The following is a 24,298-nucleotide window of genomic DNA, read 5'->3' as shown; positions in this document are numbered from 1 at the left end:
CGCTGCTCCAACTCAAGTTCGTAGAGCGCTTCGATGTCATTCCTTGTGAACGTGAACTCGTGTGCGTGTGTGGATTCAACGCACCCGCTCGCAACCTTCTCGTACGCAGCTGCTTGATCTTTCGGTATCGGCTCAGCGAGTTCGACCGTGGATTGCCAGGTCACCACAGCATCGAAGCCGGCTTCGTGGATACAGGCCGCAAGGTCTTGAGCTCGTTCAGTCGCCGAACGTTGGGAAGCGAGGGCGCTCGATGGTTCGGTCGAAGCGGTACATCCGGTGAATGAGATCACCACTGCGAACGAGAGAATGAGTAACGAAGTGCGAGTCCCGCATCGCATCAGTAGCAGTACGAGGTTGCGTTCGTCACAGCCCCCGACGAGCTGATGATCCAGTGCGCGCTAAAGAACGGCGAGCCAGTGTCCCAGGCGCCTCCAGCGACATAGTCGACTCGGGCGTACTGCGTGGCAGTGTCGAATCGCGTGTAGCCCGGCCCACCAGTTGTTGCTTTCGCGGCGACCAGTGTGGCGTGCCCAGGGCACGTTCGCCCACCCGAAGCCGACGCAGCGAAGGCCGGCGCGGCTCCCCCGCACAGAAGGGCGAACGCGGCCGAAGCAGCGATGGTCGAGATGAGAACGTGCCTCTTCACATTTCCTCCAATAGTGTCGGTCAACCGGTATCTAACAACCGATCTACACGCACGGCAACAAGTGCAGCAGACGCGGAAGGCGCAGTGCGCGTCACTAGGCAGCTGCTCGGTCGCGCGAGCTGGTGGTTGCCAGGAGCCCGCTCGAGGTGGGCGAAGTCAACGAGGCGCTGCAGGCAGAGCGCCGAGAACCTGCGAGGGGAACGCAACGGTTCTCTGGGCGTAAGCTCCGTGCCGATGTGTCCCGAACGACACATTGAGCATCAAGAAGAACTACCGCTTGGATGGCGTCGACGACACAACATCACCGGCCTTATTGGGCTGGATATGGAGGATCGATGAAGAATCTGTTTGCATCGACGACGGCGATCCTCGTGGCGGTCGCGTTGAGCCTTGTTGCAGCCGCGCCGGCCCAGGCGGCCGCGGATGAGACGTACGGGTATCTGTCCTGCGGGTCGCAGTGGGCAGGCACGCAACTGATGGGAATCGGTTCGCACAATCACACAGCGACACAGTCCGGAATCTTTCGTCAGTACACGTATCCATCTCAGGGCGCGCAGGCTGAATGGATCAGTAACTGGGGCGGGGCTTTCCACTGGGTTGACCAGCAGACCGTGTTCTCAGGCGGTAGCTTTCGCGCGGCGATGAGCGGCCCGTACTGCGCAGCCTGACCCATGCGGTCTGCAATGAAGCCGGCCGGGGTTGCTGCACTCTCACTGATATTGAGCGCAACTCTTGCTGGGTGCGCACCCCGCGAACCCACCCCGACTCCCACACCCGACGCGCTCTCAGCCGCTGAGAGCCAGGCTCTCATCGAGGAAGCGATCGACCAGGCGTGGCTGGAGTTCGGGACGCCGGATCAGCCGCGCCCCGAAGTCCCCCTCGTGAGAGTAATCGAGCGGGCAGAGTGGCCAGAAGTGATGGTTGGCTGCATGGCAACGCATGGTTTCACGGTCACCGTGGGCTCCGATGGCGGTTTGGCATCCGGGGATCTGCCCAGCGCGCAAGCAGCGACGTACAACCTTGCGCTCTTCACGTGCGAAGCCTCATACCCGCTCGATCCGAAGTACAACGCTCCGTTGAATGAGTCCCAGCGGCGGTTTCTCTATGACTACCTGTCGAATGAGCTCGTCGACTGTCTCGAAGAAGAGGGCTTCGATATCGGATCGCCCCCGAGTTGGCAACAGTTCACCGAGAGCCTCGACGGCGAAAGCATGTGGAGCCCGTTCAATGAACTGTCGGGCATATCCCCGCGCCGCTTCCATGAGGTGAGCGAAGCCTGCCCGCAGATTCCGACCGGACTCTACGGTTGAACAACCGGGCGTCGATTCAATACGCGGCCGCTACGGCCTCGAGACCATGTGCGTCGGCGGCGGCCAGGGCATGGCGATGGTGGTCGAGCGGGTCTGATCTGCGCTCTACACAGATGGATGCCTCGTGCTTCGCGCTCGAGGCATCCGTGCTGTTGCTCGTGATGAGACGCGGATTCCGCGGGGCCTACGGCCAACGCACGCGACCCGGCGTCCCGTCCGAATCCGATGGGCGGCTCAGTGCATCCTCTGCTCGCAATGCCGTGATGTCGCGGACCATGCCGGTCACGGACAGGACGAGCAGGATCGCGACGACGACCGCGATCACCGTTGACACGATGTGCAAGACGACGAAGACGACGGGCGACGTGGCGAGGGCGCCGGCGAGTGCTGCGCTCACCGCGACCATCCAACAGAGGATCCCGACGGGTCGGAGGTTGGTGCGCGCCAGCGCGGCGAGCCACCCGAAGAACCAGATCAACGGCGGCGCGACCATCGCGACGACGACGAGCGTGGTGTTCATCAGGTCGGGGTCGATGGCGATCGGCGTGGCGAACCAGCCGTCTGCGGTGATGTGTTCAGCCTCGGCCACGCGCTGGTTGACGAAGAGCACGGCGGCGAATCCCAGGTAGAACGCGCAACACCCCGCGGCGAGGATTCCCGTCGCGATACGGAATCGTCGTCGATGTCGGCTCATCCCTGCCGCTCGGTTCGTGGAATCTGCTTCACACTCTTCTCGTGTTCGGCGTGCATCTGGACGTGAGCATATCGATCTCGCTGGTTCCGGACATGATCAGACGAACGCACGAGACGAGGGAGGCGAAATGCGGGAACGGCCTCCCGAGCCAAGGTGTTTAGCGTCTGGACACTTGCGCTGTTTAGGAACTAAACTTAGACTGTGAAGGCACGCGAGGTGAACCGGGCGATCGAGGTCCGCGGTGGCGCGGTGCTCCGCCAGAAGGGATCGCACCGCTTCTACCGGGTCGAGGTCGACGGTGTCGTTGGGCACACCACGGTCCCACAGCACACCGGCGATATCCCGACCGGGCTCCTCCGCAAGATCGAACGAGACCTCGAACCGGTGCTCGGGAAGGGATGGCTCCGATGAGCTACACGGTCGAAGTGACCCGCGAGGGCGACGCGTGGATCGCAGACGTCATCGACCTCGACGGAGCCCACACCTACGCGCGCAACCTCACCGCCCTCGACGAGGCTGTGCACGAGGTCATCGCGCTCGTCACCGATGCTGCTGACGACGACGAACGCCCTGACCTGCACTACGTCTACGTCGGCGTCGACGCCGAGTTCACCCGCGCCGCCGAGCTCGGCGAAGCTCGTGATGCTGCCGAACGCCGGCAGCGTGACCTCAATGCCGCAACGGCTACGACCGCGGCGAAGCTGGCAGCAGCCGGCTACTCGGTGCGCGACATCGCCGGCGTGCTCAAGATGTCGCCAGGCCGTGTCTCTCAGATCCTCGGGTCGAAGGGCGTGAACCCGAAGGTTCAGAACCGGGTGAATCGAGGCAAGCGCGCCATCAACGGGCCGACCGCTGCGCGAGTCACGTCGCCGTCGTAGGAGTGCTCTCGGCGGCGAATGTTGATGGCTGACCGCGCCCGCCCGGGAGTGACGCGCGGGACGAGAGGAAGCAGATGAGATCGACATCGCGCAGCGCCGATCGGATCGACGCATGGGCGTGATCCTCGTCTTGAGTCTGATCGCACCGGGAGCCCTGATCGGCGGATGGCTGCTCGGAGCCGGTGTCCTGTTCCTCACGTCGGTCTTCAGCACACGCGAAGACCCGAATCACTTCGACCCGGTTCCGGTCTGGAATGCGTACGTGATCACGGGAAGCGGCCTGCTCGGCGGGTTGACGAGGCCGCGAGCAACAGAATGGATGCCTCGGGCTTCGCGCCCGAGGCATCCATTCGTGTTCGTCGCAACGGTCGACGCTCAGCCCGGCACGATCAGCGTCACCCACTGGGCGACGAGCGCCGGGCGGTCGGAGTTCTCGATCTCGATCGTGAGGTGCTGCACGACGCGGATGCCGGAGCCGGTCTGCTCGGCCGACGCGATCGAGCCGACCGCGCGCACGCGCGAGCCGACCGTGACCGGCTGCAAGAATCGCACCTTCTCGAACCCGTAGTTCACCCCCATCGCGACGCCGTCGACGGCGAGCAGGGGCCCGGCGAGCGCGGTGAGCAGTGAGAGCGTGAGGAACCCGTGTGCGATGGGCGCGCCGAACGGACCGGCGGCGGCCCGCTCGACGTCGACGTGGATCCACTGGTGGTCGTCGGTCGCGTCGGCGAACGCGTCGATGCGCGCCTGGTCGATCGCGAACCAGTCGCCGGGTCCGAGCGCGGTTCCGGCGGCGCCGAGCAGGTCGGCGGGCGAAGCGAAGCGGGCGGGCGCGGTGCGCGCGTCGGGTGCGGTGCTCATGCGCGCGGCCCACCCGCCACGTAGAGAACCTGGCCCGACACGAACCCGGCCTCTTCGGAGGCGAAGAACGAGACGGCGGCGGCGATGTCCTCGGGCTGCCCGGCGCGCCCGACGGGGATCTCGCGCGCCGCGGCCGCGAGGAAGTCCTCGAACGGCACGCCGACGCGTTCGGCGGTCGCGCGCGTCATGTCGGTCTCGATGAACCCGGGTGCGACCGCGTTCGCGGTGACGCCGTACCGGCCGAGTTCGATCGCGAGGGTCTTCGTGAAGCCCTGCATGCCGGCCTTCGCGGCGGCGTAGTTCGCCTGTCCGCGGTTGCCGAGCGCCGATGTCGACGACAGGTTGACGATGCGACCCCATCCGGCTTCGACCTGGTGCGCCTGCACCGCGCGCGACATGAGGAACGCGCCGCGCAGGTGCACGTTCAGCACCGCGTCCCAGTCGGACTCGCTCATCTTGAACAGCAGGTTGTCGCGCAGAATCCCGGCGTTGTTCACGAGGATCGTCGGCGCGCCGAGCTCGTCGGCCACGCGGGCGACGGCGGATGCGACGGCGTCGGCGTCGGAGACGTCGGCCCCGACCGCGATCGCGCGACCGCCGTCGGCCTCGATCGAGGCCGCGGTCGCGGCGGCCTGGTCTTCGAGCAGGTCGACGACGGCGACGGCGTGCCCGTCGGCGGCGAGTCGGCGTGCGGTCGCGGCGCCGATGCCGCGGGCGGCTCCGGTGACGATGGCGGTGCGGGTCATGCGGTGGTCCTCTCGGTTGCGGGGGTGGTGGGGCGGTCGGGCGAAGCGGATGCCTCGAGGTCGATGAGCTGGCGCAGTTCGTCGCCGGCGGCGAGTCGGTCCATCGCGGCGTCGATCTCGTCGAGGCGGATGCGCGACGACACCAGCCGTTCGAGCGGCAATCGGCCGGCTCGCCACAGGTCGACGTAGCGCGGGATGTCTCGGCTCGGCACCGCGGAGCCCAGGTAGCTGCCGATCACGGTTCGCGCCTCGGCGGTGAGGGCGAGCGGTGAGATCGACGCCCTCGCTCCGGGTGCCGGCAGGCCGACGGTCACGGTCGTGCCGCCCGGCGCCGTGAGCGCGAACGCGGTTTCGAACGCGCGCGCCGATCCGGCGGCCTCGATCACGACGGGAGCGCGCAGACCTCGGTCGGTCGCGTCCTGCGGCAGCAGCGCATCGGATGCTCCGAAGCCGCGTGCGAGGTCGAGCTTGGCGGGCACCGCATCGATGCCGATCACCTCGTGGCCGAGCGCGATCGCGACGAGCAGGGCCGCCATGCCGACGCCGCCGAGGCCGACCACGATGACGCGGTCGCCGGGTGCGGGTCGGCCGGCATTCACGACCGCGCCGCCGCCCGTGAGCACCGCGCAGCCGAGGAGTGCGGCGACGTCGGCGGGCACGTCGGCCTCGACCGGCACGATCGAGGTGCGGCTCACGACCGCGTGCGTGGCGAACGCGCTGACGCCGAGGTGGTGGTGCACGGGCTGGGCGCGTTCGCCGGGCTCGCCCGCGTCGCGTCGCAGCCGGATGCCGCCGCCGACCAGCGTGCCCGCGGTGTTCGCCGCCGTGCCGACATCGCACGGCAGGCGTCCGTCGGTGCGGCAGCCATCGCACTCGCCGCACCGGGGGAGGAACGTCATCACCACGCGCGTGCCGACCGCGAGATCGTCGACGCCGGCGCCGATCTGTTCGACGATGCCCGCGGCCTCGTGGCCGAGCAGCATCGGCGTCGGTCGCACGCGGTTGCCGTCGACGACGCTGAGGTCGGAGTGGCAGACGCCGGCGGCCTCGATGCGCACCAGCACCTCGCCGGGGCCCGGCGGGTCGAGTTCGAGCTCGCCGACCGTGAACGGGCGGCTGGTCGCGAACGGCGCCTCGGCGCCCGAGCGTTCGAGCACGGCTCCGGTGATGCGCATGTCGCCTCCTCGTCGAGTTCTCCGCACGAATCGTACCCAGGGATGACAAGCATACCGACCGCGCGGTATGTTGAGTCAACTCTCGCGCCGTGCGCGACGAGCCTCCCACCGACGACGCTGAGGAGCACCCATGACGGACACCACCGCCGAACGCGACCGCACCGCGAGCAGCCCCGCCCCCGAACCCGCCGGCACCTGCGCGCCCGAGTTCGCCGCTCTCCGCGACGAGTTCGCCCACCGGCTCGCGAACGGCGACGAGCTCGGAGCATCCGTCGCCGTATTCGTGGGCGACGACCTCGTCGTCGACCTCTGGGGCGGCTTCGCCGACGCGAACCGTACCCGGCCGTGGCAGCGCGACACGCTCACCAACGTGTGGTCGATCTCGAAGACGGTGAGCGCGCTCGCCGCGCTCGTGCTCATCGACCGCGGGCAGCTCGACCCCGACCGGCCCGTCGCGCAGTACTGGCCCGAGTTCGCCGCCGCCGGCAAGGAGGGCGTGCTGGTCAAGCACGTGCTCATGCACACGTCGGGCGTCTCGGGGTGGGCGCAGCCCACCGAGCCGGCCGACCTGTACGACCAGCCGGCGGCGGCCGCGCGACTCGCCGCCCAGCCGAGCTGGTGGCCCGCCGGCGCGATGTCGGGATACCACCTGCTCGACTACGGGCACCTCGTCGGCGAACTCGTGCGGCGGGTCGACGGGCGGGCGCTCGGCGACTTCGTGCGGGAGGAGCTCGCCGAGCCGCTGGGCGCCGACTTCTGGCTCGGCCTGCCCGAGTCGGAGCATCACCGGGTGAGCGACGTCGTTCCGCCCGCCGGCACCCTCGATCTCGGCGCGCTGCCGCCCGACTCGCCCGCGTTCCGCACCTTCACCGGCCCGATCCTGAGTGCCGAGCTCACCTGGACCCCCGAGTGGCGCTCGGCCGGCATCGGCGGTGCCGGAGGCCAGGGCAACGCCCGTTCGGTCGCCCGGCTCAACTCGGTGCTCGCCGGCCGAGGCGAGGCCGGCGGCCGTCGCATCGTCGCGCCCGAGACCGTCGAGCGGGTGTTCGCCGAGCACACCGACGGCATCGACCTCGTGCTCGGCATCCCGCTGCGGTTCGCGCTCGGGTGGGCGGTGTCGAACCCCGTCTCAACGCCCGCGATCCCCGAGGGCCGGGTCGCGTTCTGGGGCGGGTGGGGCGGTTCGATCGTGATCGCCGACGCCGACCGCGGCGTCACCTTCGCCTACGTGATGAACCGGATGTCTCCGGGCATCATCGGCTCGGAGCGATCGGACGCCTACACCCGGGCGGTGTACGCCGCACTTTGAGCCGCGCACTCGCAACCGAGGCACCATGTTCAGACGGAGGCACCGCCTGGCGTGCCTCGGACTGAACACGGTGCCTTCGCGGGGAACAGGGCGTCAGACGCGCGCCGACTCCGGTTCGGTCGCGCCCTCGTCACCCGATGCACCCTCGTCGCCGGTCGCACCCTGACCGCCTGCGAGTGCCGCCTCGGCGTCGAGGTCGGTGGCGGCCTGCTCGAACTGCGAGTTGTAGAGGCGGAAGTACGCGCCCTGTGCGGTGATCAGCTCGTCGTGCGTGCCCTGCTCGACGATGTCGCCGTGCTCCATCACGAGGATGAGGTCGGCGTCGCGGATCGTCGAGAGCCGGTGCGCGATGACGAACGACGTGCGCCCCTCGCGCAGCGCGGCCATGGCGTGCTGCAGCAGCAGTTCGGTGCGGGTGTCGACCGAGCTCGTCGCCTCGTCGAGGATCAGCACCGACGGCTGCGACACGAACGCGCGGGCGATCGTGATGAGCTGTTTCTCGCCGGCCGAGATGTTCGAGGCGTCCTCGTCGAGCACCGTGTCGTAGCCGTCGGGCAGCGAGTGCACGAACCGGTCGACATAGGTCGCCTTCGCCGCCTCGATGATCTCGTCGTCGGTGGCGTCGTCGCGGCCGTAGCGGATGTTCTCGCGGATGGAGCCGGCGAACAGCCACGGATCCTGCAGCACCATGCCGGTGCGCGCCCGCACATCGTGGCGGGTGAGTGCCGCGATGTCCTGACCGTTCACGAGGATGCGCCCGCCGTCGAGCTCGTAGAACCGCATCAGCAGGTTCACCAGCGTCGTCTTGCCTGCACCCGTCGGCCCGACGATGGCGACCGTCTGCCCGGGTTCGACCCGGAACGACAGGTCGCGGATCAGCGGGTGCTCGGGCGAGTACGAGAACGCGACGTGCTCGAACTCGATCGTGCCGTCGCCGTCGGCGGGCCCGGGGGCGTCGGCGTCGTCGGGCTCCTGCTCGTCCTGGTCGAGCAGGTCGAAGACGCGCTCGGCCGACGCGGTGCCCGACTGCACGACGGCCATCATGCCGCCGAGCTCGGACAGCGGTTGCGTGAACTGCTGCGAGTACTGGATGAACGCCTGCACGTCGCCGAGCCGCAGCTGACCGGTCGCGACCATGAGCCCGCCGATCACGGCGATGCCGACGTAGGTCAGGTTTCCGATGAACATCATCGCGGGCATCATGATGTTCGACAGGAACTGCGCCTTGAAGGATGCCTCGTACAGCTCGTCGTTCTCGGCGCGGAACGCCTCGAGCGAAGACCGCTCGCGACCGAAGACCTTCACGAGCGCGTGGCCCGAGAACGACTCCTCGACGCGCGCGTTCAGACGGCCGACCTTGCGCCACTGGATGCCGAACGCCTTCTGCGACTTCGGCCCGATGACGCCGAAGATGACGCCCATGAGCGGCAGGGTGACGAGCGCCACGAGCGAGAGCTGCCACGAGATCGAGAACATCATGATGAGCACGCCGACGACCGTGAGCACCGCGGTGAGCGCGCCCGACAGCGACTGCTGCATCGTCTGGGTGATGTTGTCGATGTCGTTCGTCACGCGCGAGATCAGCTCGCCGCGCTGCACCCGGTCGAAGTAGCTGAGCGGCAGGCGGTTGATCTTCGCCTCGACCTGGTCGCGCAGCCGCCACATCGCCCGCACCATGATGACGTTGATGACGTAGCCCTGCAGCCAGGTGAGCACCGATGCGGCCAGGTAGAGGAACATCACGAGGATCAGCACCTGGCTGAGCCGCACGAAGTCGACGCCCTCGCCGGGCACCGCGCCGGCTGCCGCGACGATGTTCGCGATGTCGCCCTGGCCCGATGCTCGCAGCATCTCGACGGCCTGCTCGGTGGTGAGCTCGGGCGGCAGCTGCGCGCCGATGAACCCGGCGAAGATGATGTTCGTCGCCTCGCCGAGGATCTTGGGCGCGGCCACGGTCAGCACGACGCCGATCGCGCCGAGCAGCGACACGAACGCGAATCCGAACGCCCACGGCTTCAGCAGCCCGAGCATGCGGCGGAACGCCTTCGGGAAGTCCTGCGCCTTGCCGGGCGCGACGGCACCGCTCCAGTCGTCGGCCGACAGGCGGGCCTGCTCGGCGAGCTCGAGTTCGAGCCGCTCCTCTTCGGTCTGCGCGACCGCCGGTGCGGCGGCTTCGCCGACGATCTCGGCGGCCTTCGCCGCCTTCGATTCCTTGCGCCCGCTCATCGCGCGGCCTCCACTCCGAGCTGGGATTCGACGATCTCGCGGTACGTCTGGCACGTCTCGAGCAGCTCGTCGTGCGTGCCGATGCCGACCATGCCGCCGTCGTCGAGGACGATGATGCGGTCGGCGTCGGTGATGGTCGACACGCGCTGGGCGACGACCACCTTCGTCACCTCGGGCAGTTCGTTCCAGAGCGCCTGGCGCAGCCGCGCGTCGGTGGTGAGGTCGAGTGCCGAGAACGAGTCGTCGAAGACCAGGATCTTCGGCCGGTGCACGATCGCGCGGGCGATCGCGAGCCGCTGCCGCTGCCCGCCCGACACGTTCGTGCCGCCCTGCGCGATGCGCGCGTCGAGCCGGCCCTCCATCTCTTCGACGAAGTCGCGGCCCTGGGCGATCTCGAGCGCATGCCAGAGCTCGTCGTCGGTCGCGTCCTCGCGGCCGAAGCGGAGGTTCGACGCGACGGTGCCGGCGAACAGGAACGGCCGTTGGGGCACCAGCCCGATGCTCTGCCACAGCGCATCGAGGTCGGCGCGGCGCACGTCGACGCCGTTCACGAGCACCTCGCCGCCGGTGACGTCGAACAGCCGCGGGATCAGCGAGACGAGCGTCGTCTTGCCGGCGCCCGTCGACCCGACGACCGCGACCGTCTCACCGGGTTCGGCCCGGAAGGCGATCTGCGAGAGCACCGGGTGTTCGGCACCCGGGTACGTGAACGTCGCGCCGCGGAACTCGACCGCGCCCGGCTCGGGGAAGTCGGTGACCGCGTCGGTGGGACGTGCGAGCGACGTGTCGGTCGCGAGCACCTCGCCGATGCGGCCGGCCGAGACCGCCGCACGCGGGATCATCATCGTCATGAAGCTCGCCATGAGCACGCCCGACAGGATCGTCATGACGTACTGCATGAAGGCGAACAGCGTGCCGATCTGCATGTCGCCGGCGTCGATGCGGATCGCGCCGAACCAGATGACGCCGATGATCGTGACGTTGAGCACCAGCATGACGAGCGGGAACAGCAGCACGAACAGCGACCCGATCTTGCGGCCGACGACCATGATGTCGGTGTTCGCGTCGCGGAACCGCGCCTCTTCGATGGGCTCGCGCACAAAGGCCCGGATGACCCGGATGCCGGTGAGCTGCTCGCGCATGATGCGGTTGACGCCGTCGAGCTTGCCCTGGAAGCTGCGGAACAGCGGCACCATGCGGCTGATGATGAGGCCCGCGATGACGAGCAGGGTGGGCACCGCGACCGCGATGATCCAGCTCAGGCCGACGTCTTGGCGCAGGGCGAGGATGATGCCGCCGATGGCGAGCAGCGGCGCGGTCACGAGGAACGTCGCCGCCATCATCGTGAGCATCTGCACCTGCTGCACGTCGTTGGTGTTGCGGGTGATCAGCGAGCCGGGGCCGAACGTGCTCACCTCGCGCTCGGAGAAGCCCGAGACGCGTTCGAACACGTCGTTGCGGATGTCGCGGCCGAGCCGCATCGCGGCCTTGGCCGCGAAGTACGTCGCGATGATCGAGCAGAGGATCTGCCCGAGCGAGATCGCGAGCATGAACGACCCCGTCGACCAGATGAAGGCGGTGTCTCCTTGCGAGACGCCTTTGTCGACGATGTCGGCGTTGAGGCTCGGCAGATAGAGGCTGGCGAGCGCGGACAGGAACTGGAAGACGAGCACGCCCACGAGAAGCAGCCAGTAGGGCTTCAGGTAGCGCGCCATGAGCTTGATGAGCACGAGGAGATCTCCGAGACGGGTGCCCGTCAGCGGGCACTCGTCCATTCTGATCGCACCCTCCGACAGCAGACCGACGGGTGCCGCGATTCCGACTACGCGGACCGCGAACAGCTCCCCGGGGCATCCGTGCCGTCCGTCCCGAATCAGGGCTGGCACCGTGGCCGCCGACCGGCACGCGGCGGAGCATGGTGCCGACCGGGCCGCACGACCCGGCCCCGACAGGCCCGACACGGGAGAGGGGCAGCCCATGCACATCGAAGACGGCACCGGCGGGGCATCCCGCAACGAGCGAGTGGTGCTCACCCAGGCCGAGCGCGGCGTCGCCGAGCGGATCGGAGCCCGCGCGCTCGCCGCGCCCGCGCCGAGCGAGGCCGACCTGCGCGTCGAGCGTTCGAGGCGCGAGCTCAACCGCCTGACGCGCGACGCGTTCACCGAACTCATCCCCGGCCTGGCCGATCGCGCCCGCGAGCACTCCGAGGCGTTCGACACGGCGTTCGACGAGCTGAAGGGCCTCGGCGGCGTGGTCGAGCGGTTCCCCGGGTTCGACCTGGACGACCTCGTCGCGTTCCCGCCCCCGCCGCACCTCGTGACCTTCGACGACCTCGACCTGATCGGCGGCGTGCACGTCGGCGCGCTGGCGCAGCCGGCGGGAGCGGGCGAGCTCTGGTGGGCCGAGACGAACTGGGGCATGACCGCGCCCGCGAACAGCCTGTTCGTCGACATCGACAGCGGCGACCGCTCCCGCATCTGGGGGCACATCCGCTACGCCGGCGACGACCTGTTGACCGGGTCGGTCGGCATCGCGATGACGTTCATCCTCAGCCCCGACCGGTACCCGCGCATGCCCAAGCGCACCTTCGAGGTGCGGCCCGAGCTGCGCACCGGCGGCTGGCTGTCGGGCTGGACCGACCAGTACCACCCCATCTGGCACGCCGACGACAAGTGGTCGAAGCTCTGGCGCCGGTTCGAGGCGAACCTGACGCTGAGCTCGGGCGAGTCGCTCGCGGCCTCCGCCCTGCACGACTCGCTGATCTTCCTCGAGAACGCGAACCCGGTGGGGCAGGCGAACGTGAACGAGTTCCTCGGCTGGGGTCCGATCCTGCGGTTCGACGCCGATTTCGCGGACCTGCGCCGACGCGGGGTGTCGATGATCCTCACGACGCTGCTGCGGTTCGACTTCCAGCTGGAGGGCGGCGCCGACCTGTGGTGGCGGCACCGCCCCGGATCGCAGAACGAGTCGGTCGCCGCGTTCGACAACGCGGTCGAGTACCGCTGCTGGCCGGGGTCGGTCGTGCCGGCCTGAGGGATGCCCCGGGCGGATGCTTCGGGCGGATGCCCCGGGCGGATGCCCCGCGCGGATGCTTCGGGGACCCGATGTCCGCGAGCGGTTGACCTCGCGGCGCTCGTCGCGCAAGGTGAGGAGATGGGGGAACGGCCAGGACGGACACGACGGATCGGGCTCGGCGCAGTCGCCGCGCTCGCGGCGGGACTGATCGCGACCGGCGCGACGGCGGGCGCACCGCCCGCCGCCGCCGATGTCGCGCCCGTGAATCCGGTGCGGGTCGACCTCGACGGGCATCCCGCGAACAGCGGCTTCCTCGCGTTCATCGAGGGCGACGCCTTCCTCGGCGCCGACGAGGCCGAGGGCACCATCGCGGTCGGCGGCGACCTCGGGTTCGGCACCGGCTACGACATCGCCGCGGGCACTGTGCCGGGCCCCACCTTCGTCGCGCCGGGCGACCCCGACGGGGCGTACGTCTACGCCTACGTGGCCGGCGGCATGGACTTCAGCCAGGCGGGCGGCAACATCCTGCGGGTGCTGAACGGCGGCTACGCGAAGATCGGCGACGCCTCGACCTACAGCGCCCACCAGGTTCCCCCGGGGTGGCAGGTGACGCCGGCCGGCATGCCCGCCGATTCGCTGCCGCGCATGGAGGGCGTGGTCTCGCAGTCCGCCGAGTCGATCGCGACGCCCGTGCCGCCCGGGCTCATCGACATCCCCGCCGCCTTCGAGCTGTACCGCACGCTGTCCACCGATCTCGCGGCCTGCCCGGCCACCATCCAGCTGCTCGACGACCAGGGCGCCCCGCTGCCGTCGCCGATTCCGGCGGGCGCGCGCGGGCACGTGCGACTCGTGGAGGGGCAGACGAACGTGCTCACCATCAGCGGCGAGGACTGGGATGCGCTCAGCGAGATGGTCTTCGACGACGTGCCGACGGCCACGACGCCGCTGCTGGTGAACGTCACGGGCACGGAGGTCTCGGTCACGACGCCGAACATGCCCGGATCGGGTTCGGCGGCGGCGCCCTACATCCTGTGGAATTTCGCGGATGCCACGGCGATCACCGTGACCGGCGGCGATTCGCTCGAGGGTACGATCTACGCGCCGCGCGCGGACCTGCACTGGGAGGTCACCCAGAACATCGAGGGCAACGTCATCGCGGCGGCGTTCACGCACGGCGCGGACCCGTCGCCCGGCGCGCCGCGTGAGATCCACGATTTCCCGTTCGCCGCCGAACTGAGCTGCACGACCTTCGCCGAGCAGGCCGAGCTCACCCTCGTGAAGGAGGTCGTCGGCGGCACGGCGAGCCAGGGCGACTGGCAGCTCACCGCCGAGGGCGACACGATCACGATCACGGGTGCGACCGGTGACGACGCCGTGACCGGCGCGATCGTCGACCCGGGCACGTACCTGCTCTCCGAAGCCGGCCCGGCCGGATACGCACCGTCGGGCTGGGTGTGCGTCGGGGCCACCGCCTTCACGTCGACGTCGGTCACGCTCGAGGCGGGCGACGACGCGGTCTGCACGATCGTGAACACGTCGACGCCGACACCGCCGCCGCCGGTTCCACCCGAGCCGCCGGCCCCGATCGGGCCGGGCGGGCTGCCGGCCACCGGCGTCGCGCCCGGAGCATCCCTCGCCCTGATCGCCCTGCTGCTGGTCGGCGGAGCCGCGCTCGCGACCGTGGGCGCGCGGCGCAGCGCGGCACGAGCGGGCCGGCCCGGCACCGCGGTCGGCGGTCGCCGCTAGACTCCCCGCGTGACATCCGCCACCGCCGCCCGCTTCGCCCTCGACATCGACGGCGTGCCCCGCCCCGAGCGGGCGCAGGCGCTGCTCGACGCGCTGCACAGCCGGGTGGTCATCGCCGACGGTGCGATGGGCACGATGCTGCAGCAGCACGACCTCTCCATCGAAGCCGACTTCGAGGGCCACGAGGGCTGCAACGAGGTGCTGAACGTCACGCGGCCCGACGTGGTCGGCAGCATTCACGACGCGTACCTCGCGGTCGGGGTCGACGCCGTCGAGACGAACACGTTCGGCGCGAACTGGTCGAATCTCTCCGACTACGGCATCGACGACCGCATCCACGAGCTCGCCGAGGCGGGCGCGCGCATCGCCCGCGAGCGCGTCGAGGCGCTCGAGCACGCCGACGGCCGCATCCGCTGGGTGCTCGGCTCGATGGGCCCGGGCACCAAGCTGCCGAGCCTCGGTCACACGACCTACGCGCATCTGAAGCAGACCTTCGCCGAGCAGGCCGAGGGCCTCATCGACGGCGGCGCCGACGCGTTCCTCATCGAGACATCCCAAGACCTGCTGCAGACCAAGGCCGCGGTCAACGGCTGCAAGCAGGCGATCGTGAGCCGAGGCATCCGGTTGCCCATCTTCGTCGAGGTGACGGTCGAGACCACCGGCACCATGCTCATGGGCAGCGAGATCGGCGCCGCGCTCACCGCGCTCGAACCGCTCGGCGTCGACGCGATCGGCCTCAACTGCGCGACCGGGCCGACCGAGATGAGCGAGCACCTGCGGCACCTGTCGAAGCACTCGCCGGTGCCCGTCGCGTGCATGCCCAACGCGGGGCTGCCCGTGCTCGGCGCCGACGGTGCGCACTACCCCCTCACGCCCGCCGAGCTCGCCACCGCGCACGAGCAGTTCGTGCGCGAGTTCGGGTTGGGTCTGGTGGGCGGATGCTGCGGCACCACGCCCGAGCACCTCGCCGCCGTGGTGGAGCGGTTGCGGTCGAGCTCGCTGAGCCCGTCGAGCTCGCTGAGCCCGTCGAGCTCGCTGAGCCCGTCGAGCTCGCTGAGCCCGTCGAGCTCGCTGAGCCCGTCGAAGCGAATGGATGCCACGGGGCCGGCCACGCGGCATCCGACCCCCGAGCCCGGCGTGGCATCCCTCTATCAGCACGTGCCGTTCGACCAGGACGCCTCGTACCTCGCGATCGGCGAGCGCACGAACGCCAACGGCTCGAAGGCGTTCCGGGAGGCGATGCTCGCCGAGAACTGGGACGAATGCGTCGAGATCGCCCGCAACCAGATCCGGGTCGGCGCGCACCTGCTCGACGTGTGCATCGACTACGTGGGCCGCGACGGCGTCGCCGACATCCGAGAGGTGGTGTCGCGGTTCGCGAGCGCGTCGACGCTGCCGCTCGTCGTCGACTCGACCGAGCCCGCGGTCATCCAGGCGGGCCTCGAGCTGATCGGCGGGCGGCCGGTCGTGAACTCGGTGAACTACGAAGACGGGGATGCTCCGACGAGCCGATTCGGTCGCATCATGCCGCTCGTGAAAGAGCACGGCACCGCGGTCATCGCCCTCACGATCGACGAGCAGGGGCAGGCCCGCACGACCGAGGGGAAGGTCGCGATCGCGTCGCGGCTCATCGACTCGCTCGTGGGCGAGTGGGGGCTGCGGGTGAGCGACATCATCGTCGACTGCCTCACCTTCCCGATCGCGACGGGCCAGGAGGAGACGCGCCGCGACGCGATCGAGACGATCGAGGCGATCCGCGCGATCACCGCGAAGTACCCGGGAATCCACACCACGCTCGGCGTCTCGAACGTGTCGTTCGGGCTCAACCCGGCGGCGCGCAGCGTGCTGAACTCGGTGTTCCTGCACGAGGCGGTCGAGGCGGGCCTCGACTCGGCGATCGTCGACGCGGCGAAGATCGTGCCGCTCGCGTCGGTCGACCCCGAGCAGCGCGAAGCCGCGCTCGACCTGGTGTGGGACCGCCGCCGCTACGACGCCGACGGCAACCTCGAGTACGACCCGCTGGCGCGCATGCTCGACCTGTTCGCCGGCGTCGACACGGCGGCGCTGCGCGACCAGCGCGCGGCCGAGCTCGCCGCGCTGCCCGTCGGCGAGCGGCTGGAGCGCCGCATCATCGACGGCGAGCAGAAGGGGCTCGAAGCCGATCTCGACCTCGCGCGGGCGGGCGGGCTCAGCGCGCTCGACATCATCAACGTGCACCTGCTCGAGGGCATGAAGGTGGTGGGCGAGCGGTTCGGGTCGGGCGAGATGCAGCTGCCGTTCGTGCTGCAGTCGGCCGAGACGATGAAGCAGGCGGTCGCCCTGCTGGAGCCGCACATGGAGAAGCAGGAGGCATCCGGTAAGGGCACCATGGTGATCGCCACCGTCCGCGGCGACGTGCACGATATCGGCAAGAACCTCGTCGACATCATCCTGACGAACAACGGCTACAAGGTCGTCAACCTCGGCATCAAGCAGCCCATCTCCGACATCATCGCCGCGGCAGAAGAGCACGGCGCCGACGTGATCGGCATGAGCGGCCTGCTGGTGAAGTCGACCGTCGTGATGAAAGAGAACCTCGAGGAGCTGAACGCGCGCGGGCTCGCCGAGCGCTGGCCGATCATCCTCGGCGGTGCGGCGCTGACCCGCACCTACGTCGAGGACGACCTCGCCTCGCTCTTCGACGGCGAGGTGCGCTACGCCCGCGACGCGTTCGAGGGGCTCGCGCTCATGGAGCCGCTCGTCAAGATCGCACGCGGTGCGGCGCCCGACGAGGTCGGGCTGCCGCCGCTGAAGAAGCGCATCCATGCGTCGGGCTCGAAGCTCACCCTGACCGAGCCCGAGGCCATGCCGGGCAGATCGGATGTCGCGGCCGACAATCCCGTTCCGGCTCCGCCGTTCTGGGGGACGCGGATCGTGCGGGGCATCGCGCTCGCCGACTTCGCCGCGTTCCTCGACGAGCGCGCGACGTTCATGGGGCAGTGGGGGTTGAAGCCGGGGCGCGGCGCGGAGGGGGCGTCCTACGACGAGCTCGTCGAACGCGAGGGCCGGCCGCGGTTGCGGTACTGGCTGGACCGCATCCTCGCCGAGGGCATGCTGGATCCTTCCGTCGCCTACGGGTACTTCCCGGTGGTGTCCGAGGGCGACGACGTCGTGGTGCTGCACCACGGCGACGACCCCGACGGCGTGCTCGGCGTGCCTGGCCTGCTCGCGCCCGACGGCGGCTCCGCGGGCGCCGGCTCCGCTTCGACGGGCTCAGCGGGCGCAGGCTCCCTGAGCTTGTCGAAGGGCGCCTCCGCTTCGACGGGCTCAGCGAGCCTCGGATCCGCTTCGACAAGCTCAGCGGGCGCCGGCTCCCTGAGCTTGTCGAAGGGCGCCTCCGCTTCGACAGGCTCAGCGAGCGCAGGCTCAGCGAGCCTCGGCACCGACCGCCTGCGCTTCCACTTCCCGCGGCAGCGCCGCGACCGGCACCTGTGCCTGGCCGATTTCGTGCGCTCGCGCGAGTCGGGGCAGGTCGACGTGCTGCCCGTGCAGCTCGTCACCGCGGGCGCGAAGATCGACGGGTTCACCGCGAAGATGTTCGCCGAGAACCGCTACCGCGACTACTACGAGCTGAACGGCCTGGTGATGCAGCTCACCGAGGCGCTCGCCGAGTTCTGGCACGCCCGCATCCGCTCCGAGCTGGGCTTCGCCGACGAAGACCCTTCCGACACCGCGGGCCTGTTCAAGCTCGAGTATCGCGGCGCGAGGTTCTCGCTCGGCTATCCCGCGTGCCCCGACATGGAGGACCGCCGCAAGGTCGTCGAGCTGCTGCGTCCCGAGCGCATGGGCGTCGAGCTCAGCGACGAACTGCAGCTGCATCCCGAGCAGTCGACCGACGCGTTCGTGTTCCACCACCCCGAGGCGAAGTACTTCTCGGTCTGAGCGCGGCGGGGCAGACACTCGGCGAACGGCAGGAAGGGGCGGTCGGCGAGCGGGCGCTCAGCGCGCGTAGTGCTGCACCAGCGGCATGAACACCTCGTCGACGATGCCCTCGAGGTCGGCGTCGTCGAGGGGGCGCATCGTCATCATGAGCTGGTGGCGGAACAGGTCGAACGGCAGTTCGGCGACCCGCGCGGGCACGTGCGCGAGGTCGACCTCGCCGCGGGCGGCGGCGCGCTCGAGCAGACGCCGGGCGCCGCCGGGGCCGCGGTCGCGCAGGATCCGGTCGCGCAGGTCGGCCAGGGTCGTGCCCGAGTCGGCGTAGTAGGCGCCGACGAGCACGCTGAACAGCGGCATGAGCTGCGAGCGTTCGGCGTTGGCCGAACGCAGCAGGCCCAGCATGTCGTCGCGGAGCGACCCGGTGTCGGGCAGGGCCAGGGGGCGGGCGCCGACGCCGTGGGTGATCGCGTCCCGGATGAGGGCGGTCTTCTCGGGCCAGCGCCGGTAGACGACGGGGCGGCTCGTGCCCGCGCGCTCGGCGACGGCCTCGAACGTGAACGCGCCGTAGCCGCCTTCGACGAGCTGATCCCACGCGGCGTCGAGCAGTGCCTGTTCGAGCGCGGCGCCGCGGCGCCGGGTCGCCGGTGCGGCGGCGGGAGCGGCATCCGGATTGAGATCCATTTGCGTATCTTATCGCGCGGGCGTACGATCCGAATTAGATACATATATGTATCTCTTCGACCCGGGAGCACCCATGAAGTCCGACCCATCCGAACGCCGCGCGATCGTCACCGCGCTCGTGCTCATCGTCGGCGGCCTCGCCGTCATATTCGACAGCACGATCGTCAGCATCGCACTCGACACCCTCGCGACCGACCTGCACGTGCCGGTCAGCACCGTCCAGTGGGTCAGCACCGGGTACCTGCTCGCGCTCGCGGTCACCATCCCGGTCGTCGCGTGGGGGCAGGCGCGCATCGGCGGCAAACGGCTCTGGATGATCGCGCTCACGGTGTTCCTCGTGGCATCCGTGCTCTGCAGCCTCGCCTGGGACGCACCCAGCCTGATCGCGTTTCGGGTGCTGCAGGGCCTCGGCGGCGGGCTCATGATGCCGCTCATGGCGACCCTCGCGATGCAGCAGGTCGCGGGCACCGGCGTCAAGCTCGGCAAGCTGATGGCGGTCGTCAGCCTGCCGGCCGCGCTCGGGCCGATCCTCGGGCCGACGCTCGGCGGCGTCATCCTCACCTGGCTCGACTGGCACTGGCTGTTCTGGGTGAACGTGCCGTTCTGCCTGGTCGGGCTGCTGCTCGCGTGGCGGATGCTGCCGGCCGACCGGCCGACCGGCCGCGCGAAGCTCGACGTGGTCGGCCTGCTGCTGCTCTCGCCGGCGCTCGTCGGCGTGCTGTACGGGCTCAGCAACGCGGGCCGCGACGGCGGGTTCGGCCGGTTCGACGTCGTCGTGCCGCTCGCCGTCGGTGCCGTGCTGCTCGTCGCGTTCGTGATCGTCGCGCTGCGGCGCGCCGGGGCGGCGCTCGTCGACGTGCGGCTGTTCGCGCGCCGCGCGGTCGGATCGTCGTCGACCGTGCTCTTCCTCTCGGGCGCGACGCTGTTCGGGTCGATGCTGCTGCTGCCGCTGTACTTCCAGAACGTGCGCGGCGAGACCGCGCTCGTGGCCGGCCTGCTGCTGATCCCGCAGGGCGTCGGCACCCTCGTCAGCCGCACCCTCGCCGGCCGGCTCACCGACCGCATCGGCGCGCGATGGGTCGCGGTCGGCGGGTTCGTGCTGACCGCCGTCGCGACCGTGCCGTTCGCGCTCGCGGACGCCACGACGAACGTGCCGTGGCTGCTCGCGGTGCTGTTCCTGCGCGGTGTGGGGCTCGGCGCGGTGATGATCCCGGTGATGTCGGTCGCCTACGTCGGGATCGAGCGATCGGATGTCCCGCACGCGAGCATCCTGACCCGCCTCGCTCAGCAAGTGGGCGGTGCGTTCGGCACCGCGATCCTCGCCGTGATCCTCGAGGCCGGCATCATGTCCGCACACACGCCCGTGGAGGTCGCGGCCGCGTTCGACGGCGCGTTCTGGTGGGCGGTCGGGTTCACCGTGGTCGCGACGGCCGTCGCGTTCGTGCTGCCGGGCCGGGTGCCCGAGGTCAGCTCACCGGCGTCGGCGCCCGGTCGGGCCGGGGCGCCCGCCGCCCCGCCCCGGGCCGAGGCGCCCGCGGGGGTCGAGACGTCCGTCGCAGCGAGCGCGAGCCGGCCGACGGCGTGAGCCTCGTCCGGCGCAGCGCCGCGAGCACGGCCGGGCCGGCGACGACGAGCCCGATCACGGTCGTGACCGCGCGCAGCGTGTCCCAGCCGGCGGTCGAAGTCACGAACGAATACAGCAGGAAGCTCGTCAGGTTCTGCGCGAAGGGCGCCGCGCCGTCGTACGAGACGGCGGTGCCGGCGCCCACGGCGAACGGCCAGAACCACAGGTTCATCGCGAGGCCGAACACGTACGACGCGATCACGCCGTAGACCGAGAGCAGGGCGATCTCGGCCGGTGTGCTCCGCAGGCGCGGCAGCAGCCCGGCGCCGGCGCCGACCCACGCGCACGCGAACATCTGGAACGGCGTCCACGGCCCCACCCCGCCCTGGAGCACCGACGACAGCGCGATGACGAGCACCCCGAGCAGGAACCCGAACCGCGCCCCGAACACGCGCCCCGCGGTGATCAGCAGCACGAACACCGCTTCGACGCCGCCGACCCCGGTGCTGGCGATCCGCACCGCCGCGCCCACCGCGGTCAGGGTGCCGAGCATCGCGAGCAGCTTGGCCGACCGCACCCGGTCGTCGAGCACGAGCACCAGCACCGCGAGCAGGAACGGGGTGAGCGCGATCGCGGCGAACGGCGCCGCGGCCTGCGCCTGCGAGGGCAGCGCCGGCGTGAAGAACGGCCACGCGAACGCGACGGCGGCGATGAGGTTGCCGAGGACGAGGGCGAGCGCGGTGACGAGGGGGTGGATGCGTCGGGCAGGTCGGGGGGCACGGTCTCGCGGCGCGGCTCGACCGGCGGGAACCGCCACCGCCGGTCGAGGAGCGCCGACGCGACGCGGCGGCGCGTCTCGAGACGTCGTGTCCGCCGCGCCGGCGGATCCACCCGCCCCGACCCGCCCCCCGACCCGCCCCGCGACCATCGGCACGATGCGGTCGGCGACGGCCGAGGCGAACGCCCCATCGTGCGTGGCGATGACGACCGCGCCGCCCGCGGCGGCGACCGCGCCCAGCGCGCCGCCGACGAGCGCGCACGCGTCGGCGTCGAGACCCCGCGTCGGCTCGTCGACCATCAGCACGCGAGCTCCGGCGGCGAGCTGGAGCGCAAGCGCGAGCACGCGTCGCTCACCCGCCGAGAGGTCGCGCGGATGCGCGGCCAGCAGTCGCGTCGCGTCGGGCGAGTCGGCGGTCAGGCCGAGGAAGGCCGCGAACCTCGCGGCGGTCGCTCCGGCGGGCGCGTGCGCGGCCCGGTCGGCGCGCCGGCACTCCTCGCGCACGGTGAGGGCGAGCAGCAGGTCGTCGGATGCCTCGGGCACGAGCACGACCGCCCGCCGGCGTCGGCGGCGGTCGAGCCGGGCGACGTCGGCCCCGGCGACCTCGACCGTGCCGCGATCGTGCGGCAGCGCGATCGCGGTGAGCAGGCTCGACTTGCCCGCGCCGTTCGGGCCGGCGAGCGCGACGATCTCGCCGGCCGCGACCTCGAGCGAGGCATCCGTCACCGCCTCCCGGTCGCCGTGCGCGACCGACAGCCCGGCCACCCGCACCAGCGCCGCGCCGCCGCCGCCCTCCGCGGGTCGAGGAGGGAGAGGAGGGAGCGGAGCGACCGTCTCGAGCCCCCGTGAGGTGCGCTGGAGCTCGCCGCCGACCGCCTCCGCGCGACCGGCGGCGATCGACACGACTTCGTCGGCGATGCCCGCGAACGCGTCGACCCGGTGCTCGGCGACGACGACGCAGACGCCGGCCTCGTGTGCGAGCCGGTCGAGCAGCCGCACCACGCGGTCGCGTGCGTCGTCGTCGAGGTCGGCGAGCGGTTCGTCGACGAGCAGCAGCGAGGGGCGTTCGACGAGCGCGGCCGCGATCGCCACGAGGGTCGCTTCGCCGGCCGACAGTGCGCGGATGCCGCGCCCGAGCAGGTGCGCGATGCCGACGTGCCCGGCGATCTCGGCGACCCGCGCCGCGACGATCACGGGTGCGACGCCGCGCACGTCGAGCGCGAACCCGATCTCGGCGTCGACGGTCTCGGCGGCGAACCCGAGTCGGGGGTTCTGCAGCACGACGCCCACGAACCCGGCCGTGTCGCGCGGCAGCACCGCGGCCCGGTCGACGCCGCCGACCAGCACCGTGCCCGAGAGGTCGCCGCCGTCGACGTGCGAGAGCAGTCCGCTGAGACCGTCGAGCAGGGTCGACTTGCCCGATCCGGTCGGCCCGGCGACGAGGGCGAGGGCGCCCGGTGCGAGCACGAGATCGTCGACCTCCAGCGCCCAGGCGCCGCCCCGTGACATCCGGGCGCCGCGCACCTCGACGGGCCGCTCGCACGCCCCCTCGACCCGGTGCGCCGCGGCGAACCCGCGGACCTCCATGGCCGCGGCGACCGCGACCGCGCGTTCCACGGTGCGCTCGAACACCGGCACGAGCAGCGATGCCGCCCCGCGCTCGCCGCGCAGCCGCCGCGCGAGCCGCACGCTGCGCACCGCGTCGGCGAGCCCCGGGAACGTCGCCCACGCGATCACGAGCGCCCGTGCGATGCCGCGCACCGGCCCGCGCCGCGCGCCGCGCGCGAACAGCCGCGAGATGTCGACGACCGCGTTCAGCGCACCGAAGGCGAGGATCGTGAGCGCGATCGGCGCCGCGCCGACGACTGCGCGCCACAGCCCGTCGAGCGTGACGGCGCCGAACAGCACGACGTGCCCGAACGGTGCCGGCAGGCGCACTTCGGGCGGATCGAGCAGCACGGGCCCGCTGCCGCCGGCGCCGTCGAAGAGCACCCGGTAGGCGATCCGGAAGGCCACGAACACGGCGGCGAGGAGCGCCGCCGTGCGCAGGGCTTCAGGCCGGAAGCGCAGCATCAGCCCGTCACGACGCGGGCTGCGCCGGTTCGCCGTTCAGGGTGAAGAAGAGCCCGAGGCGATCGCCGGGGGCGAGCTGCTGGGTCGCGAGGCCCTCCTGCGCGTACGCCCACTCGCCGTCGGCGGGGCGCACCCACACCGCCCAGTACGCGAACGCGGCGGGCATGGTGCTGCAGGTCTCGTGGTACTCGGTGCCGTCGTCGGCGACGATCGTGTCGGTCTCGGCGGGTGCGCCGTTCACGCGGCACACGACCTGGTCGCCGTAGTCGTCGGTGCCCTCGGTGGTGACGCCGGCCTGGGCGAGCGCGTCGGCTGCGATGATCGGCGCGTCGACGGGGAGGCAGGCTTCGGTCGACGGGTCGTCGGCCGCGTCGAGGTCGCCGGCGTCGACGATCACCGCGACGCCGGCGCAGTCCTCGGATGCGCCGGGGCCGACGACGACGTCATCGCCCTGGTGCGCCGGGCTGATCGTCGAGGTCGATTCGGGCGCGGTGTCCGGGCTGGAATCGGCGCATCCGCTCAGCACGAGCGCGGTGAGAGCGAGGGCGGCGATCGCGAGCGGTCGGGCAGTCATCCGCCCAGCTTATTGCGGCGGCGGACGCCGGTGATCGCCCTCGGCGAACCATTGGCACTCTCGGGTGCTGAGTGCTAATGTCGTTCACAGTTGAGTCGATGCGA

At 70.7% G+C, this 24,298-nt stretch carries 18 protein-coding genes; 9 read left to right on the top strand and 9 right to left on the bottom strand.

Annotation, left to right across the window (positions count from 1 at the left end):
- Nucleotides 1–981 precede the first annotated feature (981 nt).
- Complete coding sequence (locus MTO99_RS11540) at nt 982–1,314, top strand: hypothetical protein (RefSeq protein ID WP_243553752.1); 333 nt, start codon at nt 982–984, stop codon at nt 1,312–1,314.
- A gap of 261 nt (nt 1,315–1,575) precedes the next feature.
- The gene (locus MTO99_RS11535; RefSeq protein WP_243553751.1) at nt 1,576–1,956 is read left to right on the top strand and encodes a hypothetical protein; all 381 of its coding nucleotides are present in this window, start codon (nt 1,576–1,578) and stop codon (nt 1,954–1,956) included.
- Between the two features lie 184 nt (nt 1,957–2,140).
- Here the strand turns inward: MTO99_RS11535 and MTO99_RS11530 are convergent, their stop codons facing one another.
- Nucleotides 2,141–2,650, bottom strand: a complete 510-nt coding sequence (locus tag MTO99_RS11530) for a hypothetical protein (RefSeq protein WP_243553750.1) — start codon at nt 2,648–2,650, stop codon at nt 2,141–2,143.
- A 201-nt stretch (nt 2,651–2,851) separates the two neighbouring features.
- On the opposite strand from MTO99_RS11530, the gene MTO99_RS11525 reads away from it, so the two are divergent.
- Nucleotides 2,852–3,061 (top strand): type II toxin-antitoxin system HicA family toxin, encoded by a 210-nt coding sequence (locus MTO99_RS11525; RefSeq protein WP_149161005.1) that lies wholly within the window; start codon nt 2,852–2,854, stop codon nt 3,059–3,061.
- Nucleotides 3,058–3,528 carry a type II toxin-antitoxin system HicB family antitoxin gene (locus MTO99_RS11520; protein WP_149161006.1) on the top strand — a complete coding sequence of 157 codons (471 nt, stop codon included), beginning with the start codon at nt 3,058–3,060 and terminating at the stop codon, nt 3,526–3,528. The genes MTO99_RS11525 and MTO99_RS11520 overlap by 4 nt, the downstream gene beginning before the upstream one ends.
- A gap of 375 nt (nt 3,529–3,903) precedes the next feature.
- Here MTO99_RS11520 and MTO99_RS11515 read toward each other — a convergent pair whose 3' ends face one another.
- From MTO99_RS11515 to MTO99_RS11505, 3 genes are read right to left on the bottom strand one after another with little or no spacing between them, the layout of a single operon-like run.
- Nucleotides 3,904–4,389 carry a MaoC family dehydratase gene (locus MTO99_RS11515; protein WP_243553749.1) on the bottom strand — a complete coding sequence of 162 codons (486 nt, stop codon included), beginning with the start codon at nt 4,387–4,389 and terminating at the stop codon, nt 3,904–3,906.
- On the bottom strand, nt 4,386–5,135 hold the full coding sequence (gene fabG / locus MTO99_RS11510; protein WP_243553748.1) for a 3-oxoacyl-ACP reductase FabG: 750 nt from the start codon (nt 5,133–5,135) through the stop codon (nt 4,386–4,388). Before fabG ends, MTO99_RS11515 begins: the two co-directional genes overlap by 4 nt.
- Complete coding sequence (locus MTO99_RS11505) at nt 5,132–6,310, bottom strand: alcohol dehydrogenase catalytic domain-containing protein (protein WP_243553747.1); 1,179 nt, start codon at nt 6,308–6,310, stop codon at nt 5,132–5,134. Before MTO99_RS11505 ends, fabG begins: the two co-directional genes overlap by 4 nt.
- 130 nt (nt 6,311–6,440) lie before the next feature.
- On the opposite strand from MTO99_RS11505, the gene MTO99_RS11500 reads away from it, so the two are divergent.
- The gene (locus MTO99_RS11500; protein ID WP_243553746.1) at nt 6,441–7,619 is read left to right on the top strand and encodes a serine hydrolase domain-containing protein; all 1,179 of its coding nucleotides are present in this window, start codon (nt 6,441–6,443) and stop codon (nt 7,617–7,619) included.
- A 93-nt stretch (nt 7,620–7,712) separates the two neighbouring features.
- On the opposite strand, the gene MTO99_RS11495 is transcribed toward MTO99_RS11500, so the two are convergent.
- Together MTO99_RS11495 and MTO99_RS11490 are read right to left on the bottom strand one after the other, a co-directional pair.
- Entirely contained in the window at nt 7,713–9,845 is a 2,133-nt protein-coding gene (locus MTO99_RS11495) for an ABC transporter ATP-binding protein (RefSeq protein WP_243553745.1), read from the bottom strand.
- Complete coding sequence (locus MTO99_RS11490; protein ID WP_435520751.1) at nt 9,842–11,620, bottom strand: ABC transporter ATP-binding protein; 1,779 nt, start codon at nt 11,618–11,620, stop codon at nt 9,842–9,844. Before MTO99_RS11490 ends, MTO99_RS11495 begins: the two co-directional genes overlap by 4 nt.
- A 202-nt stretch (nt 11,621–11,822) precedes the next feature.
- On the opposite strand from MTO99_RS11490, the gene MTO99_RS11485 reads away from it, so the two are divergent.
- The 3 genes from MTO99_RS11485 (at nt 11,823) to MTO99_RS11475 (ending at nt 18,527) form a co-directional block, all read left to right on the top strand.
- Nucleotides 11,823–12,878 carry a hypothetical protein gene (locus MTO99_RS11485; protein WP_243553744.1) on the top strand — a complete coding sequence of 352 codons (1,056 nt, stop codon included), beginning with the start codon at nt 11,823–11,825 and terminating at the stop codon, nt 12,876–12,878.
- A 120-nt stretch (nt 12,879–12,998) separates the two neighbouring features.
- Entirely contained in the window at nt 12,999–14,606 is a 1,608-nt protein-coding gene (locus tag MTO99_RS11480; protein WP_243553743.1) for a collagen-binding domain-containing protein, read from the top strand.
- Nucleotides 14,607–14,615: 9 nt separating this feature from the next.
- On the top strand, nt 14,616–18,527 hold the full coding sequence (locus MTO99_RS11475) for a methionine synthase (protein WP_243553742.1): 3,912 nt from the start codon (nt 14,616–14,618) through the stop codon (nt 18,525–18,527).
- A 57-nt stretch (nt 18,528–18,584) separates the two neighbouring features.
- Here the strand turns inward: MTO99_RS11475 and MTO99_RS11470 are convergent, their stop codons facing one another.
- Entirely contained in the window at nt 18,585–19,205 is a 621-nt protein-coding gene (locus MTO99_RS11470; protein WP_243553741.1) for a TetR/AcrR family transcriptional regulator, read from the bottom strand.
- 73 nt (nt 19,206–19,278) lie between these two features.
- Between MTO99_RS11470 and MTO99_RS11465 the strand changes: the two genes are divergently transcribed.
- Nucleotides 19,279–20,790 (top strand): MDR family MFS transporter, encoded by a 1,512-nt coding sequence (locus tag MTO99_RS11465; RefSeq protein WP_243553740.1) that lies wholly within the window; start codon nt 19,279–19,281, stop codon nt 20,788–20,790.
- On the opposite strand, the gene MTO99_RS11460 is transcribed toward MTO99_RS11465, so the two are convergent.
- The gene (locus MTO99_RS11460) at nt 20,672–23,620 is read right to left on the bottom strand and encodes an ATP-binding cassette domain-containing protein (protein WP_243553739.1); all 2,949 of its coding nucleotides are present in this window, start codon (nt 23,618–23,620) and stop codon (nt 20,672–20,674) included. The two genes, MTO99_RS11465 and MTO99_RS11460, sit on opposite strands and share 119 nt — an antisense overlap.
- A gap of 7 nt (nt 23,621–23,627) precedes the next feature.
- A complete protein-coding gene (locus tag MTO99_RS11455; protein WP_243553738.1) occupies nt 23,628–24,194 on the bottom strand; it encodes a hypothetical protein in 567 nt (188 codons plus the stop codon).
- Nucleotides 24,195–24,298 lie beyond the last annotated feature (104 nt).

Origin of the sequence: Agromyces larvae (assembly GCF_022811705.1) — a bacterium.
Taxonomy (GTDB): Bacteria; Actinomycetota; Actinomycetes; order Actinomycetales; family Microbacteriaceae; genus Agromyces; species Agromyces larvae.
This window is presented reverse-complemented; position numbering and strand designations above follow the sequence as displayed.